Raw genomic sequence first — 15,369 nt, forward strand, 5'->3', positions numbered from 1 at the left:
CGCGTTGAAGTAGCGCTCGATGCGCGCGGGCCTGCGGAGTACGGCCCCCGGGCTGAATGACCCGGCACGCCTCCGCGGCTCGGCCACACGCCGGAGCGTGCGGTCAAGACAGATTCTGGAAGTTGCTGCGTCCCGCAACGGGCGGGCCGACGCCGACCGCGGCTGGGTGGCTCGTGGCGTCCCGCCTGCTGTCCACCGGAAATGTAGGGAGGGATACATCGGATGTCAATGGATTCTTCATGAGGTCAGCAGCGTGAATCTCCGGCAAAATTGGCACTGTCATCCGATGTATCTGTCGTGCGGTCCTGACGTGGTTCCAGGAGTCAGGAGCGCTGAGCGTGCCGCCTGCGGAACGAACTCGGCGGCATCCCGACCCGCTTGGTGAACAGCCGGGTGAAGTACCCCTGGTCGTCGTAGCCGACGCGGCGGGCGATCGCCGCGACGGTGAGATCGGTGGTGGCCAGGAGGTCCTTCGCCAGGTTCAGGCGGATTGCCAGGATGAACTCCTTGGGGCTGCAACCGGCCGTGCGCCCGACCGCATCGCGCAGTTCGTCCGCGGACAGGGAGAGCCTGCGGACGTGCTCGGGTACGGAGATCGGCAGGCAGGCGGCGTCGGCGAAGCGCTCGAGCACCGTCGGGACGTACCGGCTCACATCCGCCCGGCAGCGCCGCAAGGTGGCCAGAAACTCGTGCAGAGCGGCCGCGACGGACGATGCGTAGTGCGGTTCGGTCTCGTTGCACACCGTGGCCAACTTGCGGACGGCGCGGCGTGGGGGCTGCTCCGAGGAGAGCGGAACGACGATGTCGCCGAGGTGTCCGAGTTCCGGTCGGGCGCTCGCGGCCGGCCCGGTGAAGCCGACGAAGCACTCCCACCAACCGGGTTCCCGTGGTTCACAGTGGTGCTCCACGCCGGGTGGGAGCCACAGCAGTACGGGGGCGATCACGTCAAAGGGCTCGCGCCCGCCCCAGGAGAGCCGGCCCGACCCGGACGCGATGACGAGCGCCACATGGTGGTCGAACCTACGAGGTCCTTCGAGCAGGTGCCTGGGCTGTGCGCCGATGGTCGTGCAGACCAGCGTCGGTCTCTGCGCCATCGTGGGTGGTGTGAACGTGCGCAGCCAGTGGCTACCGTGCTCGCGACCGGGGACCCAGTCGTCATCCCCCATGGGGTGCGGCGAATCGTTCATGTCTCTCCCACCGGTCGTGAAGTCCGGGATCGGCGTCGAGGCTCGGTCGTCGGTCATCACCCGAAGCCCAGGGCTCGCCCTTGTCGAGCCGGCCACCTCTTCGCCCATGTCACCCAACGCTCCGCCGGAGATCCGTTTGCCGTCACGGCTGTCCACTGCTGTGGGCCACGGACGGGCCGCGGCCGCGACGGCCGCCGTCCGGCGTACCGGCGCCGCAGCAAGTAAGGGCGGGCCTTCCCCACGAGCGGTCGGTGTGTGTGCGCTCGTTCGGATCCCCCGATCGTGACGATACATCGGACATCTGGTCGGCTGGGAGGGAGGTAGTCCGAAGTTTTCCCCGGAGATAGTCCATTGACATCCGATGTATCCGTTCCTACCGTCCAGTCATCCGATGACTTGGAGTCGCGATGCACACCCCACACATCCGCAACAACCGAAGAGTCGCCGCACTGCCCCTGCTCGTCGCCGCGGCGCTAGCCGCCTCGGCACTGCCTGCCGCGATGCCCGCCGCCGTGGCGAAGGCGGCCCCGCGAGCGGCGGGCCCCGGAACCGACTACGCCGTCGACGACCCCTTCACGTCCGACCGGACGAGCTGGTTCCGCCAGGACCGCTTCGGCATGTTCATCCACTTCGGCGCGTACTCCAACCTGGAGGGCGAGTACACCCGCCCGGACGGCACCGTCTGCCGTAACGCCGAGTGGATCAAGCGGGAGTGCAACATCCCGACGGAGGCGTACGAGAAGCAGGCGGCGACCTTCGATCCCGCCGACTTCGACGCCGAGGCCGTGGTCTCGGCGGCCAAGGACGCCGGCATGCGGTACATCGTCATCACCTCGAAGCACCACGACGGCTACGCGATGTGGCCGACGAAGGTCAACTCGTGGAACCTGCGGGACCATTCGGCCTTCGACAAGCGCCGGGACATCATGGCCGAACTGAAGCAGGCGGCCGATGCGGCGGGCATCAAGCTCGGCTTCTACTACTCGATCTGGGACTGGCACGACCCGGACTTCCCCGACCCGGCGACCTTCCCCCGGTACGAGGAGCGCATGTACGCCCAGCTCAAAGAGCTGGTCGACAACTACGACCCGGCGCTCCTGTGGTTCGACGGCGAGTGGGACACCGACCGTCCGCACAACCCCTGGACCGCGCAGCACGGCGAAAGGCTCGAGTCCTACCTGCATGACCTCAACCCCGATCTCGTCGTGAACAACCGGGTCGGCAAGCGCCGGGTGGTCGACGGCGACTACGGCACCCCCGAGCAGGAGATCCCCGAGACACCGGTCGACGGTCAGCTCTGGGAGTCCTGCATGACCATCAACGGCAGTTGGGGATTCGCCCGCCACGACCAGAACTGGAAGTCCAGCACCTCTTTGGTGCGCAACCTGCTGGCCACGTCGTCCCGTAGCGGCAACTATCTCCTCAACGTCGGTCCCGACGCCCGCGGCCGGATCCCGGCACCGTCCGTCGAGCGCCTGGGCGAGATGGGCGACTGGCTGCGCACCGCGGGCCAGGGCGAGGCGGTCTACGGTGCCGACTACGGCGGGCTGGTCGACGAGCCGGACTGGGGCTCGGTCAGCCGCAAGGGCGACAAGCTCTACGTCGCCGTCACTCAGTGGCCCCAGGCCGGCGGTGCCCTGCATCTGAAGGCCCGCACCGACTTCGATGTCACCGACGCCCGCGTGCTCGGCTCCGACCAGGAAGTGACCGTCACCAAGGCCGGTGACGGCTACGACCTCACGCCCTCCGGCGCCGCCACCAACGAGGCCGCCACCGTCATCGAGTTGACCGTCGACCCCGGACCGACCGCCGCCCCGGGTGGAGGCACCGGCCTGAAGCAGGAGGTCTTCGACAACACCGCGCTGTCCGGCACGCCGAAGCTCACCCGCACGGACCCGACCGTCAACCACTCCTGGAAGTTCAGCGGGTCCCCGCATGCGGACATCCCGGCCGACGGCTTCAGTGTCCGCTGGACCGGCAGCATCGAACCGCGCCGCTCCGAGACGTACACCCTGACCACCGTCTCGGACGACAACGTGCGTGTCTGGATCGACGGCAAGCTGGTCATCGACAACTGGACGCCGCACGCGGCAAAGGTCGACAAGGCCCAGGTGAAACTCGCAGCGGGCACCCGCCACTCGGTCAAGGTCGAGTACGTGGAGCAGACCGGCGAGGCGTACATGAAGCTGCTCTGGTCGAGTCCCGGGCAGAACCAGCAGATCGTGCCGCAACAGCAGCTCCATCCGAGCTGACCCGAGCGGTAGCACTCGGAGCGAATACCTGAGGGCCCGCCGCACCTCCCCGGCGGCGGGCCCTCTGCCCGCAAGACGTTCCGGAATCCTGAACCGGTGTGTGCGGCTGGAGTGTGCTCTCCGGAACGGACTCTTCGGACGTCCTGCTGGACATTTCCACGGGTGACGACAGTGCGGTCAGAAGGAATTTCCGACGCGCCCGCCGGAGCGGGTCCAAGAGTCCATATACAAGTGCGTATACGTCTCTTGCAACAGGTGATTGAGACTCGGTACAACGCGGGGAGACACCTGTGATTGCCGTGTGCCTGCGCGCGCGTGAATACTCGTGAAACCCCGGGTCCTTCCACGGCAGTCGCAGGCTGACGGCTTGGATTCCCGAGAGGCCCTGACCATGCCCTTCGTACACCGATCAACCAGAGTGCGCATGCGCCTGGCACGCGGATTGCTCGTGGTGCTCCTGATCGCCCCGATCGCCACCGTCATCACACCCTCCACGGCCGCGTCGGCGGCCGTCGCCTCGCTTCAGGATGTGGTGCCCGCCCCCGTCTCCTCGACGCCCGCCGCCGGGGTGAGTTACACGCTCCCCGACGACGCGACGATACACGCGGACGCTGGCGCGTCCGACGTCGCCGATCAGCTTGCCGTCCTCCTGCGCCCTGCGACGGGGTACGAGCTGCCGGTGGAGGCCGCGTCCGGCGAGCCGGGCAACGGCATCTCGCTGCTGTTGTCCGGCGCCGACCATCGGGTGGGCGAGGAGGGCTACCAGCTCGATGTGACCGAAACGGCGGTTGTCATCCGGGCAGAGACGGCTGCCGGGCTCTTCCACGGCGTGCAGACCCTGCGCCAGTTGCTGCCCCCGACGGTGGAGTCGGACACGGCCCAGCCGGGCCCCTGGGTGGTCCCTGGTGGAAGGGTGATCGACTATCCGCGGTTCGCGTACCGCGGTGCGATGCTCGACGTCGCGCGGCACTTCTTCACCGTCGAGCAGGTGAAGCGCTACATCGACCAGCTCGCGCTGTACAAGTACAACACCCTCCACCTGCACCTCACCGACGACCAGGGCTGGCGGCTGGCGATCGACTCGTGGCCGGACCTGGCCGAGTACGGCGGCAGCACGCAGGTCGGCGGCGGCCCCGGCGGCTACTACACCAAGGACCAGTACCGCGAGCTGGTCGCGTACGCCGCGAGCCGGCACATGACCGTCGTGCCCGAGGTCGACATGCCGGGCCACACCAACGCCGCCCTCGCCTCGTACGCCGAGCTGAACTGCGACGGCGTCGCCCCGCCGCTGTACACCGGCACGAGCGTCGGCTTCAGCTCGCTGTGCGTGCCGAAGGAGGTCACGTACGACTTCGTGGACGACGTCCTGCGCGAGCTGGCCGCGCTGACGCCCGGCCCGTACCTCCACATCGGCGGCGACGAGGCCCACTCCACCCCGCACGAGGAGTACGTCGCCTTCATGGAGCGCGCGCAGGCCGTCGTCGGCAAGTACGGCAAGAAGGTCATCGGCTGGCACCAGCTCGCCGGCGCGAACCCGGTCGAGGGCGCCGTCGCGCAGTACTGGGGCCAGGGCGGCGGTGAGCAGGAGGTCATCGACGCCGCCAAGGCGGGCACGCCGTTGATCCTGTCGCCGGTCAACAGGCTCTACCTCGACATGAAGTACAACGCGCAGACCCCGGTGGGGACGGACTGGGCCGGGTATGTCGAGGTACAGCAGTCGTACGACTGGGACCCCGGCGCGTACATGCAGGGCGGAGTCCCGGAGAGCGCCATCCTCGGCGTCGAGGCACCGCTGTGGACGGAGACCATCTCCACCACCGAACACATCGAGTTCATGGCCTTCCCGCGGCTCGCGGGCACCGCCGAACTCGGCTGGTCTCCGAAGTCGACACACGACTGGAACGCCTACCGCCAACGGCTGGCCGCGCAGGGACCGAGGTGGGAGGCGATGGGCATCGACTTCTACCGATCCCCGCAGATCGACTGGCCGTCGACCGAGTCGTCCACGACCATCGTCAACCCGTCGTCCGGTCGCTGTCTGGATATCCCGGCGCACAACATGTCCGACGGCACCAAGCCGGCCATCTGGGACTGCAACGGCGGCGACAACCAGCGATGGCAGCTCACCGACGCCGGTGAGCTACGGGCGACCGTCAACGGCGTCACCAAGTGTCTTGACGCCGAGGGCCGCGGGACCGCCGACGGCACCGCAATTCTGATCTGGACGTGCAACGGCGGCGACAATCAGAAATGGGCGTTCAACGGCACCGGCCAGATCGTCGGCCGGCAGTCGGGGAAGTGCCTGCAGGTGCAGGACGAGGCGACCGCGAACGGGGCGACGATGAAGCTGTCCGCCTGCCGCTCCACCGACATCGGCAGTCAGGCGTTCGTGCGTGGGTAACCGCCGGCTGACAGCCGAAGGCCGTACGACCGCGGCGGCACCGTGATCACGGTGCCGCCGCGCGCGGGCGTGTCGACACCAACACCGCCCCCAACGCAGCCTAAAGGACGGCAATATCAGCCTGCAGAACCGCTGGGGCACGTGCAAAGTGTCCTTCCGGAACATCCGGCCCGACGAACTGCGGTAACGATATACCGTCCCCGTGCGTCCGTGCCGAGGCCCCGCCTGACGTGACCCTGGCACGGACCTTCGTTCTCAAAGAGTCCATGAACTCCGGCCATTCGTCCATTGCGGTCGTGGCCACCTGCGAGTAAAAGAACGAAGGGACTCGTGGTGCAGTGATTTCCGCGCGACCTCGGGCTGTACGACCGTGCCATGCCGCGTAACGGCTTTGTACCCTCGCGGGTTGCGTCGCTGCTGCCTGCTCTGTGCGAGACGACGCTCCCGACCCACCGCCCACTCACAGAATGACCGCCATGCACGAGACCACCACCGGTTCCGCCGTTTCCGAAGCTGCCGAAAGCGATGCCGAGCTGACTCGCCTGGTGCGTACCGGTCCGAGCCCCGCCGCCGAGGCAGCGCTCGACGAGCTCTACCGGCGGCATCGCGGGCCGGTTCTGGCGTATGCGCGCAGCTGCACCCAGGACTGGCACACCGCGGAGGACCTGGTCTCCGAGGCGTTCACCCGCGCACTGCACGCTCTCCAGGGCGGCCGTGGCCCAGAGGGGGCCTGGCGGCCCTATCTGCTGACGACGGTCCGCCGCACCGCCGCCGACTGGTCGCGCACCGCCCGCCGTGCGAAGCTCGCACCGGATTTCGAGGCCTGGTTGACGCAGGCGCGGGTGACGGAGAACGGAGAGGAGCACGTGCTGCACCGGGAGAACGCCGACCTGGTGCTGCGCGCCTTTCGCAGTCTGCCCGAACGGTGGCAGACCGCCCTGTGGCACACAGCCGTCGAGGGTGAGCCGCCGGACCGCATCGCGCCCCTGCTCGGTCTCAGCCCGAGCGGCGTCAGATCGCTCACCGCACGCGCCCGCGAGGGACTGCGCCAGGCCTACCTTGAGGCGCACGTGGAGGACACGGCGGCATCGGAGGAGTGCCGTCACTATTCCGGGATGCTGGCCGGCTCGATTCGCCGGGCCGGTCGGCGGCGTCGTGAACACCGGGCGCTGGAACGCCACCTGGCCGGCTGCTTCCGCTGCCGCCGCGCGGGCCTGCAACTGCAGGATCTGAACAGCAGCCTGAAAGCCGTGCTCCCCGTCGGCATCCTGCTGTGGGCCGGAGCCTCGTACGGTGCGAAGCCGGCGGCGGCGGCCTCCGGCGGCGCGGTCGCCGGGGGAGCCACCGGGCTGAGCTCGGCCGTGAAGGCCGGCATGCTCGGCGCCTCCGTGTTCGTCGTCGCGCTCGGCGCCTACATGTTCTTCCCGGATCGCGGTCAGCCCTCCACACCGCCACCGAATCCCAGCGCCGCTCCGTCCACCTCGGCCCCTACTCCCACACCGGAGCAGGACGAGACCGCGGATCCGACCCCGCCACCCCGCACCGCATCGCCAACCAGTACTCCGTCACCACGCAGCGCCAGCCCGACGGCGGAGGCACCTCCGTCCTGGCAGCCGGCCGCCGATGACCGCGCCCGGCTTCCCATCGCGTCCACCGGCCGCTGCATGGACATCTCCGCGGCCGAAGGCGCCGAGCCGTACGAGGCCGAGTGCGACGGCGGCCGCAGCCAGCAGTGGGAACTGCTGGTCGACCGGGCGGGCCAGCAGGCGCGGATCCGCAACTACGCGACAGGCATGTGTCTCACCCATACCGGCACCGAGACCGATGGCGCTCCGGTGCGTCAGCAGCGCAGCGCCTGCCACTCCGGCGCGGAGACGGCCCGCTGGGCGTACTTCACCAAGGGTGACGGCACGGTCGCCTTCGCTCTGCCGGGCGCGTCGCTGTATCTCCTCGGTCTCGACGACTGGCACGCCGCCGGCGAAGGCGAACCCCACGCCCCGGACATCGGTACAACGGCGAACTACTACGACACTCCGTCCCTCCGCTTCCGCTATGCAGGAAACGCCTTCGGTGGCTGATCGGCTTCATTGCCTTCCCGCACCTGCCGGGGTCCCCGCACCCGGCTGCAGCCGCCCCCGGCCGCCGGCCGCTGGGAGCCGGGAGTGCCGGGGGCGGCCGCCGAGTTCTACACGCCCGCGACCTCCTTGATCCAGTCACGGTTCTTGGCGATGTCGGTGTAACCGCTCCAGTCGCCCGCCGGAATGGGGCTGACCGCGCTCACGCCCGCCTGCACCCACTGGCCGGTCTGCGGGCTCTTCACCCGCAGCGGCCCGCCGGAGTCGCCGGCGACCGCGCTTCCGTTGCCCCCGAAGCAGAGCATCCTCGGGTTGGCGCTGGTGCAGTCGGTGTTGGTGACGGTGCCGCTCGCGTACTTGAGGTTGACGGGAATGTCGCCGGACCAGTCCGCGTTCTCCACGCCCCAGCCGTAGATCGCCGCCTCCTGGCCCTGGGCGATGTCACCGGCGCTGGCCAGCGGAGAGTACGTGGTGTCGACGTCCCGGTCCAGTTGCACGAGCGCGATGTCGTTGCCGGGCCAGTTGTAGCCGGGGTGCCTGAAGACCTGGACACCCTTGGCGGTGGTGCCGCCCTGGGTACGGTCCAGGGAGCCGACCCGTACTTCCGGGGTGTCGCCCTCGCCGGCGCAGTGTCCGGCGGTGAGCACCCAGCGCGGGGCGATGATGGAGGCGGTGCAGAAGGCGCCGCCGTTGTAGAACGCCGCGATCGAGGGCTGCTCTTCGGTGACGGTGCCGCCACCGAAGATCTTCGTGCTGATGTCGCCCGGCGCATGTGACGGGGGGACTTCGGCGGAGGCGGTGGGGGCGAAGCCGAGCGCGCTCGCCGCCAGTGCCAGGAGCGCTGCGATCAGCAGCGCTCGTCCTCGTGTGGGGGGTCGTCCTCGCATGACTTGTTCCTCTCTCATTGTCGAGACACATGCCGTGTCGCCGTTCCTGTCTCGTCGGATGCGACACGGCTCCCGGTGGTGCGGGAATGTCAGGTACCTGCCAATCAAGCGGGTGAGGGTTCTGCTCCCGGTCGGCCCGTGGCGTTCACGAGACGAAGCCGCGGGTGACGTGGGTGCCCGTGCCGTCGGGCTCGGCGTGGTAGCCGGACTCGCCGACGCAGTCGCTGTACTCGTACTCGGCCTTCGTGGTGCCGCTCAGCCCGCCCGCGGCGGTCGTGGTCGGGCCGCCGAAGACGCCGTCGGAGCGGGGCATCTCGGCGCAGCTCGGGATGCCCGCGTAGTACTCGACGAAGCCCACCTGGGAGCCCTGGAGGTTGCCGCTACCGACGGGGAGAGTCCAGGAGCCCAGGCGGGTCGAGGCGCCGGTGACCGTGTCCGTGGCCGTGCCTGACCAGGTGTCGGTTCCGGTCCTCTCGACGGTGATGTCGTACCGGTGCCCGTACACGGCGTCGAAGTCCACCGCGCAGGTGACGCCCGGGCCGCCGTCGGCGCCTTCATGGCACAACGGGTCGGAGGTGGTCGCGCCGGCGGTGAAGGTGGAGAAGCGGGCGGACAGCCGCTCGCTGCCGCCGCTGTTCGCGCGCGGCTGCAGGCCGGTGTAGCCCATGCCGTCGGCGAAGCTGTACTGCTGGGCGAAGTAGATCCCGGACTGGTGGGCCGTCGTGGGGTTCACGGTGATCGGGAAGGTGAGGTCGGTCAGCCCTTCCTCCGGGGTGTCGGGGATCGACCAACTGACCAGGACGTTCCCGCCGCCGACGTCTGCGATAGCCGTGTCCGGCGCGAATATCGACAGCCCTGCTGCCAGCCCGGTCGCTGCGGCGGCTACGGCGCATGTGCGGAATGTGGTGACTGCTGACATGGGCAATCCTCTTCTTGTGGGGGGCATGTTCTTGACAAGTACCGTGCTTCGCCGATCCCGATGGGGGTATGGACTCTGTCCAACTATTTGATGGACTTTTTCCGACTGGCTGATGGACTCTTGTGACACATCTGCCGATCAGTTCCATCACAGGTTCGAGCGAACGAGGACGCGAGCCGGAACAGGCCACTCAGCCGTCGCGCACCGAGGAGGTCGCAGCACGGTTCCGCGCGAGGACCAGCTCGAAAACAGCCCGCTTCGGCACCGCACCGCGGGTGTCGAGCCGCAGCCTGTACACAGTCCCAGGCCGCCCCAGGTGGTCAGTGACCTCCAGTTCCTCGACCGCAGGACGCCAGCACCGGTGGCGGTACCTGAGCTCGGCCACGCCGTAGGTGCCCCGCCAGCGGGCCACGCCCGTGTCGAGCTCCGGACGCAGGCGGCTCATGAAGACCTCCCGCGCCCGCTTGGCGCCGGTGAAGAAGTCGGTGAGGGTGAGGTGGCCGTCTGCCCGCCATTCGAAGCGCCGGCGGATCTCGGCGCCACCTTCGTATGCGGAGGACAGATCCAGCTCCAGATATGCGCTCTGGCCTGTCGTCCGCTGCTCCACCACGCGTGCCGCCGCGTTTCGTCCCGCGCGCTGCGGGTGGCCGTCCACCACCGGCACGGAGTGCGCCTCGGCAGAAGGGTGCAGGCGGGCCGCGGAGTGGTGGGGGTCGAGGAAGCCGGTTGCGTACTCGCCCGGACCGATATCGGCCAGCAACTGCTCGCCTCCGGCGGAGAGGATGAACTGCCCCAGGTCGTTGTGGTTGTACGGCTCTCCGTTGTGCCCGCCCTTGGCGGCGAACGCCACCGCCAGGCCGTCGGCGGCCAGGCGGCGGTCGGTCAGCCAGCCCAACTCCGGCAGCCACGTGGTGCCCATCGAGGGCGCGGAGTTCAGTACCGCCGGGTCGGTCCAGGCCAGGTCGCGGGTCAACGCCCACAGGTGGCAGTGATCGGAACCGAACTCAGGAATTGCGGTGATCGGTGGCAGCCGGACGCCGCAGCGCTCGTGCAAGCGCGTGAGGAGCCCGGGGGACAGCGCGTGGCTCCCGGGGCTGCCGGCGAAGCTCGGATAGCGATCTGCGCCCAGCGCCACCGCGGCGGGGAACTCGGCCGCCAGGCAGGCCAGCGGCCTCTCGGCGAACAGGTCGATGCCGGTGCGGGCGCGCAGCGCCTCGGTGAAGTGGGTGAAGTAGTCGAAGCCATAGGCCCAGTGGCCGATGCCGGCGGCGCAGCCGCCGTCGGCGGCCAGACCGGAGAGAAAGGTGTCCAGTGCGCGCAGCGACCGGTCGATACCGGCGGCGAGCAGCGCCGGGTCGTCCTCCAGGAGCAGCGCGGCCATGCCGGCTGCACCGCCGCACACCGCCGCCCAGGCGGTGCGGGCGGACTCCCACGGCCAGGGGCGCGGGTCCGCGTACAGCGGGTCGAGGACACGGCGGCTTACATTGGCGCGGACCCGCTCGACCACCGGGGCCGGGAGGCGCCCTGCCAGCAGGAACACCACCTCGGCCAGGGTGTGGGCGGTCTCGCAGGAGAACGGGTCGACGCAGGTCTCCAAGGTGCGTCCGTGGGCTTGGGCGTACGTCGCATGCGCGGGAACGGACCAGGTGTACTCGTCGCACACCGACCAGAGCATGCCGGCCAGAGCCTCGAGGACTTCGCGGCGCCCGCGCTCGGGGCCGCCGTCGACGAGGGCGGACATCGCCAGGGCGACGAGCCGCCGACGACGGGCGAACCGGTGCCGCTCGTACCCCGTCCGGTCGCCGGTTTCGTCGTAGAGCCGCTGCAGGGACCAGGGCAGTTGAGGCATCGGTCCTTCGGCCACCCCGCGGGCCGCCTCCTGCTGTATCGCCTCCATCAGGGTTGCCGCGTATGGCTGCCGTGCATTTTTGCGCACGTTCTCGAGGTGGAAGGGCGCGACGGGCGGCGACTGCTCCAGCAGACGGGTGAGTTCGGCGAGGCTGCGATGTTTCATCTACTCGCCTTCTCCATGCCGTACCGCGGACGCATGCGTCACGAGGGCCGCGGAGGTTGGTCCGGAGCGCGCCGCACGGCGGCCACGCGCACCGCACCCGGGCTCGGCGTGACCAGGTGTCGGAACGGCTCGCTTGGAGCGCTCCGGACCGGCTTCGGGGGCAGTGTCAACCTCGGACGGATTCGACACCGGCCCTGGTTCGATTGCGCCATGCTACGTGAGTAAAAGCTCCTTGTGACGGTCACCAGGAAGAAGTCCATGCATTCGCTGTGTTGTGTACGTTGCCCTGCGATTGGCGGGCTGGCACGGTGGCAGCAGTCACGAAGTCGGCGGTGGCACACCGACGGGACAACCCCTCAGGACGCTCGACGTGGTCGGCGTACGCGTCGCCAGTCGAAGGACATTCCCTGTGTTTCGAAGACAATGTCGCAGACGCTCGGCTGTCGCGCTCACTCTGATCGTTTCTTCGCTGACTGCTTTCGCCGGGCTCTCCGTCCCGCGGGCACACACGAGATCGTTCCGGAGGATTTCGCCGAGGGCACCCTCGCGAAAGGGGGACAGGAACTAGGTGAGCCCATGGCGATGGAGGTGCTGCCTGATCGGTCGGTTCTGCACACCGCACGTGACGGGAATCTGCGTCGCACCGACAAGGACGGCAACACGACCGTCGTCGGGAAACCCGGGGTACCTGCTGTCACGTGGGCGGCGACATCGACTTCGACACCGCGGGCAACCTGTTCCAGGAGGGCACGACCAGGACCCGGCCGGAGATCTACGCGATGGGCTTCCGGAATCCGTACCGGATGAGCATCGGCAAGACGAGTGGCGCCGTCTATCTGGGCGACTACGGCCCGGACGCCGGCGGCTCCGATCCGAACCGCGGCCCGGGCGGACAGGTCGAGTTCAACCGGCCAACACGAGCGGGGGGAAGTTCGACTGTGCAAAAGAACCCGCGAACAACTCCCCCAGCACCTGCAACGGGTCCGGCGCCCAGAACTGGGACGTCAAGCCGGACGGCACGATCGTCAACCCGGCCTCCGGTAAGTGCCTCGACGCCGAGCGCCACGGGACCGCCAACGGAACGAAGGTGCATCTGTGGAGCTGTCACGGAGACGTCAACCAGAGATGGGCGACCCTTACATGACCAAGAAAGCACTCCTGGGTGGCGCGGCAGCCGTGCTGACCGCGCTCGCCTTCACCCAACTGCCCGCCGCACCGGCCGGGGCGGCCGACCCGTCCTACAAGGTCCTGGTCTTCTCCAAGACCAGCGGCTTCCACCACGACTCCATCCCGCAGGCCGTCCAGACGGTCAAGGACCTGGGCGCGGCCAACGGGTTCACGGTGGACGCCACCGAAGAAGCCTCGGACTTCACCCCCACCAACCTGGACAACTACCAGGCCGTCGTGTGGGCGAACACCACCGGCGACGTACTCGACGGCGCCCAGCAGGACGCGTTCGAGGACTACATCCGCGCCGGCGGCGGTTTCGTGGGCATCCACTCCGCCGCCGACACCGAGTACGACTGGGCCTTCTACGGGGAGACCGTGGGCGCCCGGTTCAAGACCCACCCGGACATCCAGCAGGCCCGGGTGGACATTGAGGACCGCGCCCACGCGAGCACCGGGCATCTGGCATCCACACCGTGGACCCGGACCGACGAATGGTACGACTACCGCACCAATCCGCGTTCGACCGCCCACGTCCTGGCGAGCCTGGACGAGTCGAGCTACTCACCCGGCGCACCCATGGGTGACCACCCGATCACCTGGTGCAAGTCACTGGACGCGGGACGATCCTGGTACACCGGCCTGGGACACACCAAGGAGACCTACGCGGAACCGGCCTTCCAGAAGATGCTGCTGGGCGGCATCCGCTACGCGGCCGGCGTCTCCAAGGCGGACTGCCGTCCGGAGACCGGGTACACGCCGCTCTACAACGGGTCCCCCACCGGCTGGTCACAGGCCGGCCCCGGGAGCTTCACCAACTCCGACGCCACGCTGTCGTCGGTCGGAGGCACCGGCCTGTTCTGGTACGACGCCAAGCAGTACACGTCCTACTCGCTCAAGCTGGACTGGAAGATCACCGGCGACGCCAACTCCGGGGTCTTCATCGGCTTCCCGCCCTCCGGCGACCCGCAGTCGGCGATAGACAACGGCTACGAAGTGCAGATCGACGCCACCGACTCCCCGGACAAGACGACCGGCGCCGTCTACGGATTCAAGGCCGCTGACCAGGCCGCCCGCGACGCCGCACTCAACCCGCCCGGGGAGTGGAACACCTACGAACTGCTCGTTCAGGGCGAACGTCTGCAGGTTCTCCTCAACGGCGTCAAGATCAACGACTTCACCAACACCGACCCCGCCCGCTCCCTGGCCGGACACGTCGGAATCCAGAACCACGGAGCCGGCGAGGAGGTGTCCTTCCGCAACATCCGGCTCAAGGAGCTCTCCGGGACGGCCGTGCAGGCCGAAGCGTTCTCGGCAGCCAGCGGCGTGGAGTCGTTCGCCAAAGAGGGAGCGAGCGGCGGACGGACCCTGGGGTACATCGACCCCGCGGACTGGGCACGCTACGACGGGCTCGGCCTGAGCGGCGCCACCGGCTTCCGTGCCCGGGTCGTGTCCGGCGGCCCGGGCGGCACCCTCCAGGTGCGCACCGGTTCGCCCACCGGTCCGATTCTGGGGTCGGTCGCGGTGCCGAACACCGGCGGCTGGTCCACGTTCGCCGACGTGTCGACGACGCTGTCGAACGTGCCGACCGGAACCCAGGACGTCTTCCTGACCTTCACGGGCGGCGGATCCGGCTTGTTCGACATCGACGAATTCACCTTCACCAAGGACAGTCCCGCCGTGGGGGGCCCTGTCGTGGGGCTGGGCGGTCTGTGCCTGGAAGTCCAGGGCGGGGCGACCGCAGACGGCACCCAGGCGCAGGTGTACACCTGCAACGGAACCGCGGCCCAGACCTGGACCCGGTCGGGACAGACGCTGCGCGCGCTGGGCAAGTGCCTGGACGTCGGTGGAGCGGCGACCGGCAACGGGGCGAAGATCCAGTTGTACACCTGCAACGGATCCGGTGCCCAGGACTGGGAGATGCGGGCCGACGGCTCGCTGGTGAACCCGAACTCCGGCAAGTGCCTCGACGTCGAGGGAGCACAGGCGGTCCCGGGCACGAAGGTGCACCTGTGGACCTGCTGGGGCGGCGCCCACCAGAAGTGGACACACTCCGGATAGCGCAGTCGGATCCTCATCGGCGGCAGAGTCGTCACTCGAATGCCTCCGGCGCGGTCTGGGTACCGCTCTCGCTCCGCGCCGGAGGGCTGCGTTTCGTCACGTCCACACATTTGCCGAGCATCTGTAGCGCGCCGTCGGACCGCACCCTCCACGGCACCTGAGGTCCATCGGTGCACCCCCGACGAGTTCCCCGCGAGGGAGGAGATCGCCCACAGGCTCACGCGCGGCACGTCACCGGTCTGGGACGTCGAGGATCCGCGATACCCCAGACCGGTGAGCACCACCGAGGCAGGAGCCACACCCGGGAAACTCTCGACCGATGATGTGGCCGCTCAGCCTGGGACGTCCGTTGAGATCCGCGGCCGTCCTGCTGCGCGACCGCCGCCTCGGGTGCCTTCGCTTCCCG

8 protein-coding genes and 3 pseudogenes are annotated in these 15,369 nt (G+C 68.9%); 7 read left to right on the forward strand and 4 right to left on the reverse strand.

The features are described from left to right. Window positions 1-323 precede the first annotated feature (323 nt). Window positions 324-1,244 (reverse strand): helix-turn-helix domain-containing protein, encoded by a 921-nt coding sequence (locus DMB38_RS25790; protein ID WP_240662472.1) that lies wholly within the window; start codon window positions 1,242-1,244, stop codon window positions 324-326. Window positions 1,245-1,594: 350 nt separating this feature from the next. On the opposite strand from DMB38_RS25790, the gene DMB38_RS25795 reads away from it, so the two are divergent. From DMB38_RS25795 to DMB38_RS25805, 4 genes and pseudogenes are all read left to right on the forward strand, one after another. After that, window positions 1,595-3,439 (forward strand): alpha-L-fucosidase, encoded by a 1,845-nt coding sequence (locus DMB38_RS25795; protein ID WP_125937158.1) that lies wholly within the window; start codon window positions 1,595-1,597, stop codon window positions 3,437-3,439. A gap of 424 nt (window positions 3,440-3,863) precedes the next feature. Continuing rightward, window positions 3,864-5,426 (forward strand): annotated as a pseudogene (locus DMB38_RS25800) (beta-N-acetylhexosaminidase); the annotation flags it as partial. Next, window positions 5,418-5,840: an RICIN domain-containing protein gene (locus tag DMB38_RS37160; RefSeq protein WP_346429543.1), complete on the forward strand. Its 423-nt coding sequence runs from the start codon at window positions 5,418-5,420 to the stop codon at window positions 5,838-5,840. The pseudogene DMB38_RS25800 and the gene DMB38_RS37160, both read left to right, overlap by 9 nt. A gap of 476 nt (window positions 5,841-6,316) precedes the next feature. Further along, entirely contained in the window at window positions 6,317-7,918 is a 1,602-nt protein-coding gene (locus tag DMB38_RS25805) for a sigma-70 family RNA polymerase sigma factor (RefSeq protein WP_164716113.1), read from the forward strand. Window positions 7,919-8,025: 107 nt separating this feature from the next. Here DMB38_RS25805 and DMB38_RS25810 read toward each other — a convergent pair whose 3' ends face one another. The 3 genes from DMB38_RS25810 to DMB38_RS25820 all read right to left on the reverse strand — a co-directional run bounded on the left by DMB38_RS25810 (window position 8,026) and on the right by DMB38_RS25820 (window position 11,735). Continuing rightward, window positions 8,026-8,802 (reverse strand): serine protease, encoded by a 777-nt coding sequence (locus DMB38_RS25810; protein WP_164716115.1) that lies wholly within the window; start codon window positions 8,800-8,802, stop codon window positions 8,026-8,028. A 145-nt stretch (window positions 8,803-8,947) separates the two neighbouring features. Next, entirely contained in the window at window positions 8,948-9,721 is a 774-nt protein-coding gene (locus DMB38_RS25815; RefSeq protein WP_125937162.1) for a hypothetical protein, read from the reverse strand. A gap of 190 nt (window positions 9,722-9,911) precedes the next feature. Continuing rightward, window positions 9,912-11,735, reverse strand: coding sequence for a heparinase II/III family protein (locus DMB38_RS25820; RefSeq protein WP_125937163.1), 1,824 nt, complete (start codon window positions 11,733-11,735; stop codon window positions 9,912-9,914). A gap of 469 nt (window positions 11,736-12,204) precedes the next feature. Here DMB38_RS25820 and DMB38_RS37165 point away from each other — a divergent pair. From DMB38_RS37165 to DMB38_RS25835, 3 genes and pseudogenes are all read left to right on the forward strand, one after another. Then, window positions 12,205-12,655: pseudogene (locus tag DMB38_RS37165) on the forward strand (hypothetical protein); the annotation flags it as partial. 44 nt (window positions 12,656-12,699) lie between these two features. After that, window positions 12,700-12,879 (forward strand): annotated as a pseudogene (locus DMB38_RS37170) (RICIN domain-containing protein); the annotation flags it as partial. Beyond that, window positions 12,876-14,963, forward strand: coding sequence for a ThuA domain-containing protein (locus DMB38_RS25835; protein ID WP_125937164.1), 2,088 nt, complete (start codon window positions 12,876-12,878; stop codon window positions 14,961-14,963). The pseudogene DMB38_RS37170 and the gene DMB38_RS25835, both read left to right, overlap by 4 nt. Window positions 14,964-15,369 lie beyond the last annotated feature (406 nt).

This window comes from Streptomyces sp. WAC 06738, from assembly GCF_003945505.1.
In the GTDB taxonomy this organism is placed as follows: domain Bacteria; phylum Actinomycetota; class Actinomycetes; order Streptomycetales; family Streptomycetaceae; genus Streptomyces.

Bases quoted from the DNA above. Each gene is read 5' to 3' on its own strand.
- DMB38_RS25820 (WP_125937163.1), bottom strand. From the start codon at position 11,735: ATGAAACATCGCAGCCTCGCCGAACTCACCCGTCTGCTGGAGCAGTCG.
- DMB38_RS25790 (WP_240662472.1), bottom strand. From the start codon at position 1,244: ATGACCGACGACCGAGCCTCGACGCCGATCCCGGACTTCACGACCGGT.
- DMB38_RS25815 (WP_125937162.1), bottom strand. From the start codon at position 9,721: ATGTCAGCAGTCACCACATTCCGCACATGCGCCGTAGCCGCCGCAGCG.
- DMB38_RS25795 (WP_125937158.1), top strand. From the start codon at position 1,595: ATGCACACCCCACACATCCGCAACAACCGAAGAGTCGCCGCACTGCCC.
- DMB38_RS25805 (WP_164716113.1), top strand. From the start codon at position 6,317: ATGCACGAGACCACCACCGGTTCCGCCGTTTCCGAAGCTGCCGAAAGC.
- DMB38_RS25835 (WP_125937164.1), top strand. From the start codon at position 12,876: ATGACCAAGAAAGCACTCCTGGGTGGCGCGGCAGCCGTGCTGACCGCG.
- DMB38_RS25810 (WP_164716115.1), bottom strand. From the start codon at position 8,802: ATGCGAGGACGACCCCCCACACGAGGACGAGCGCTGCTGATCGCAGCG.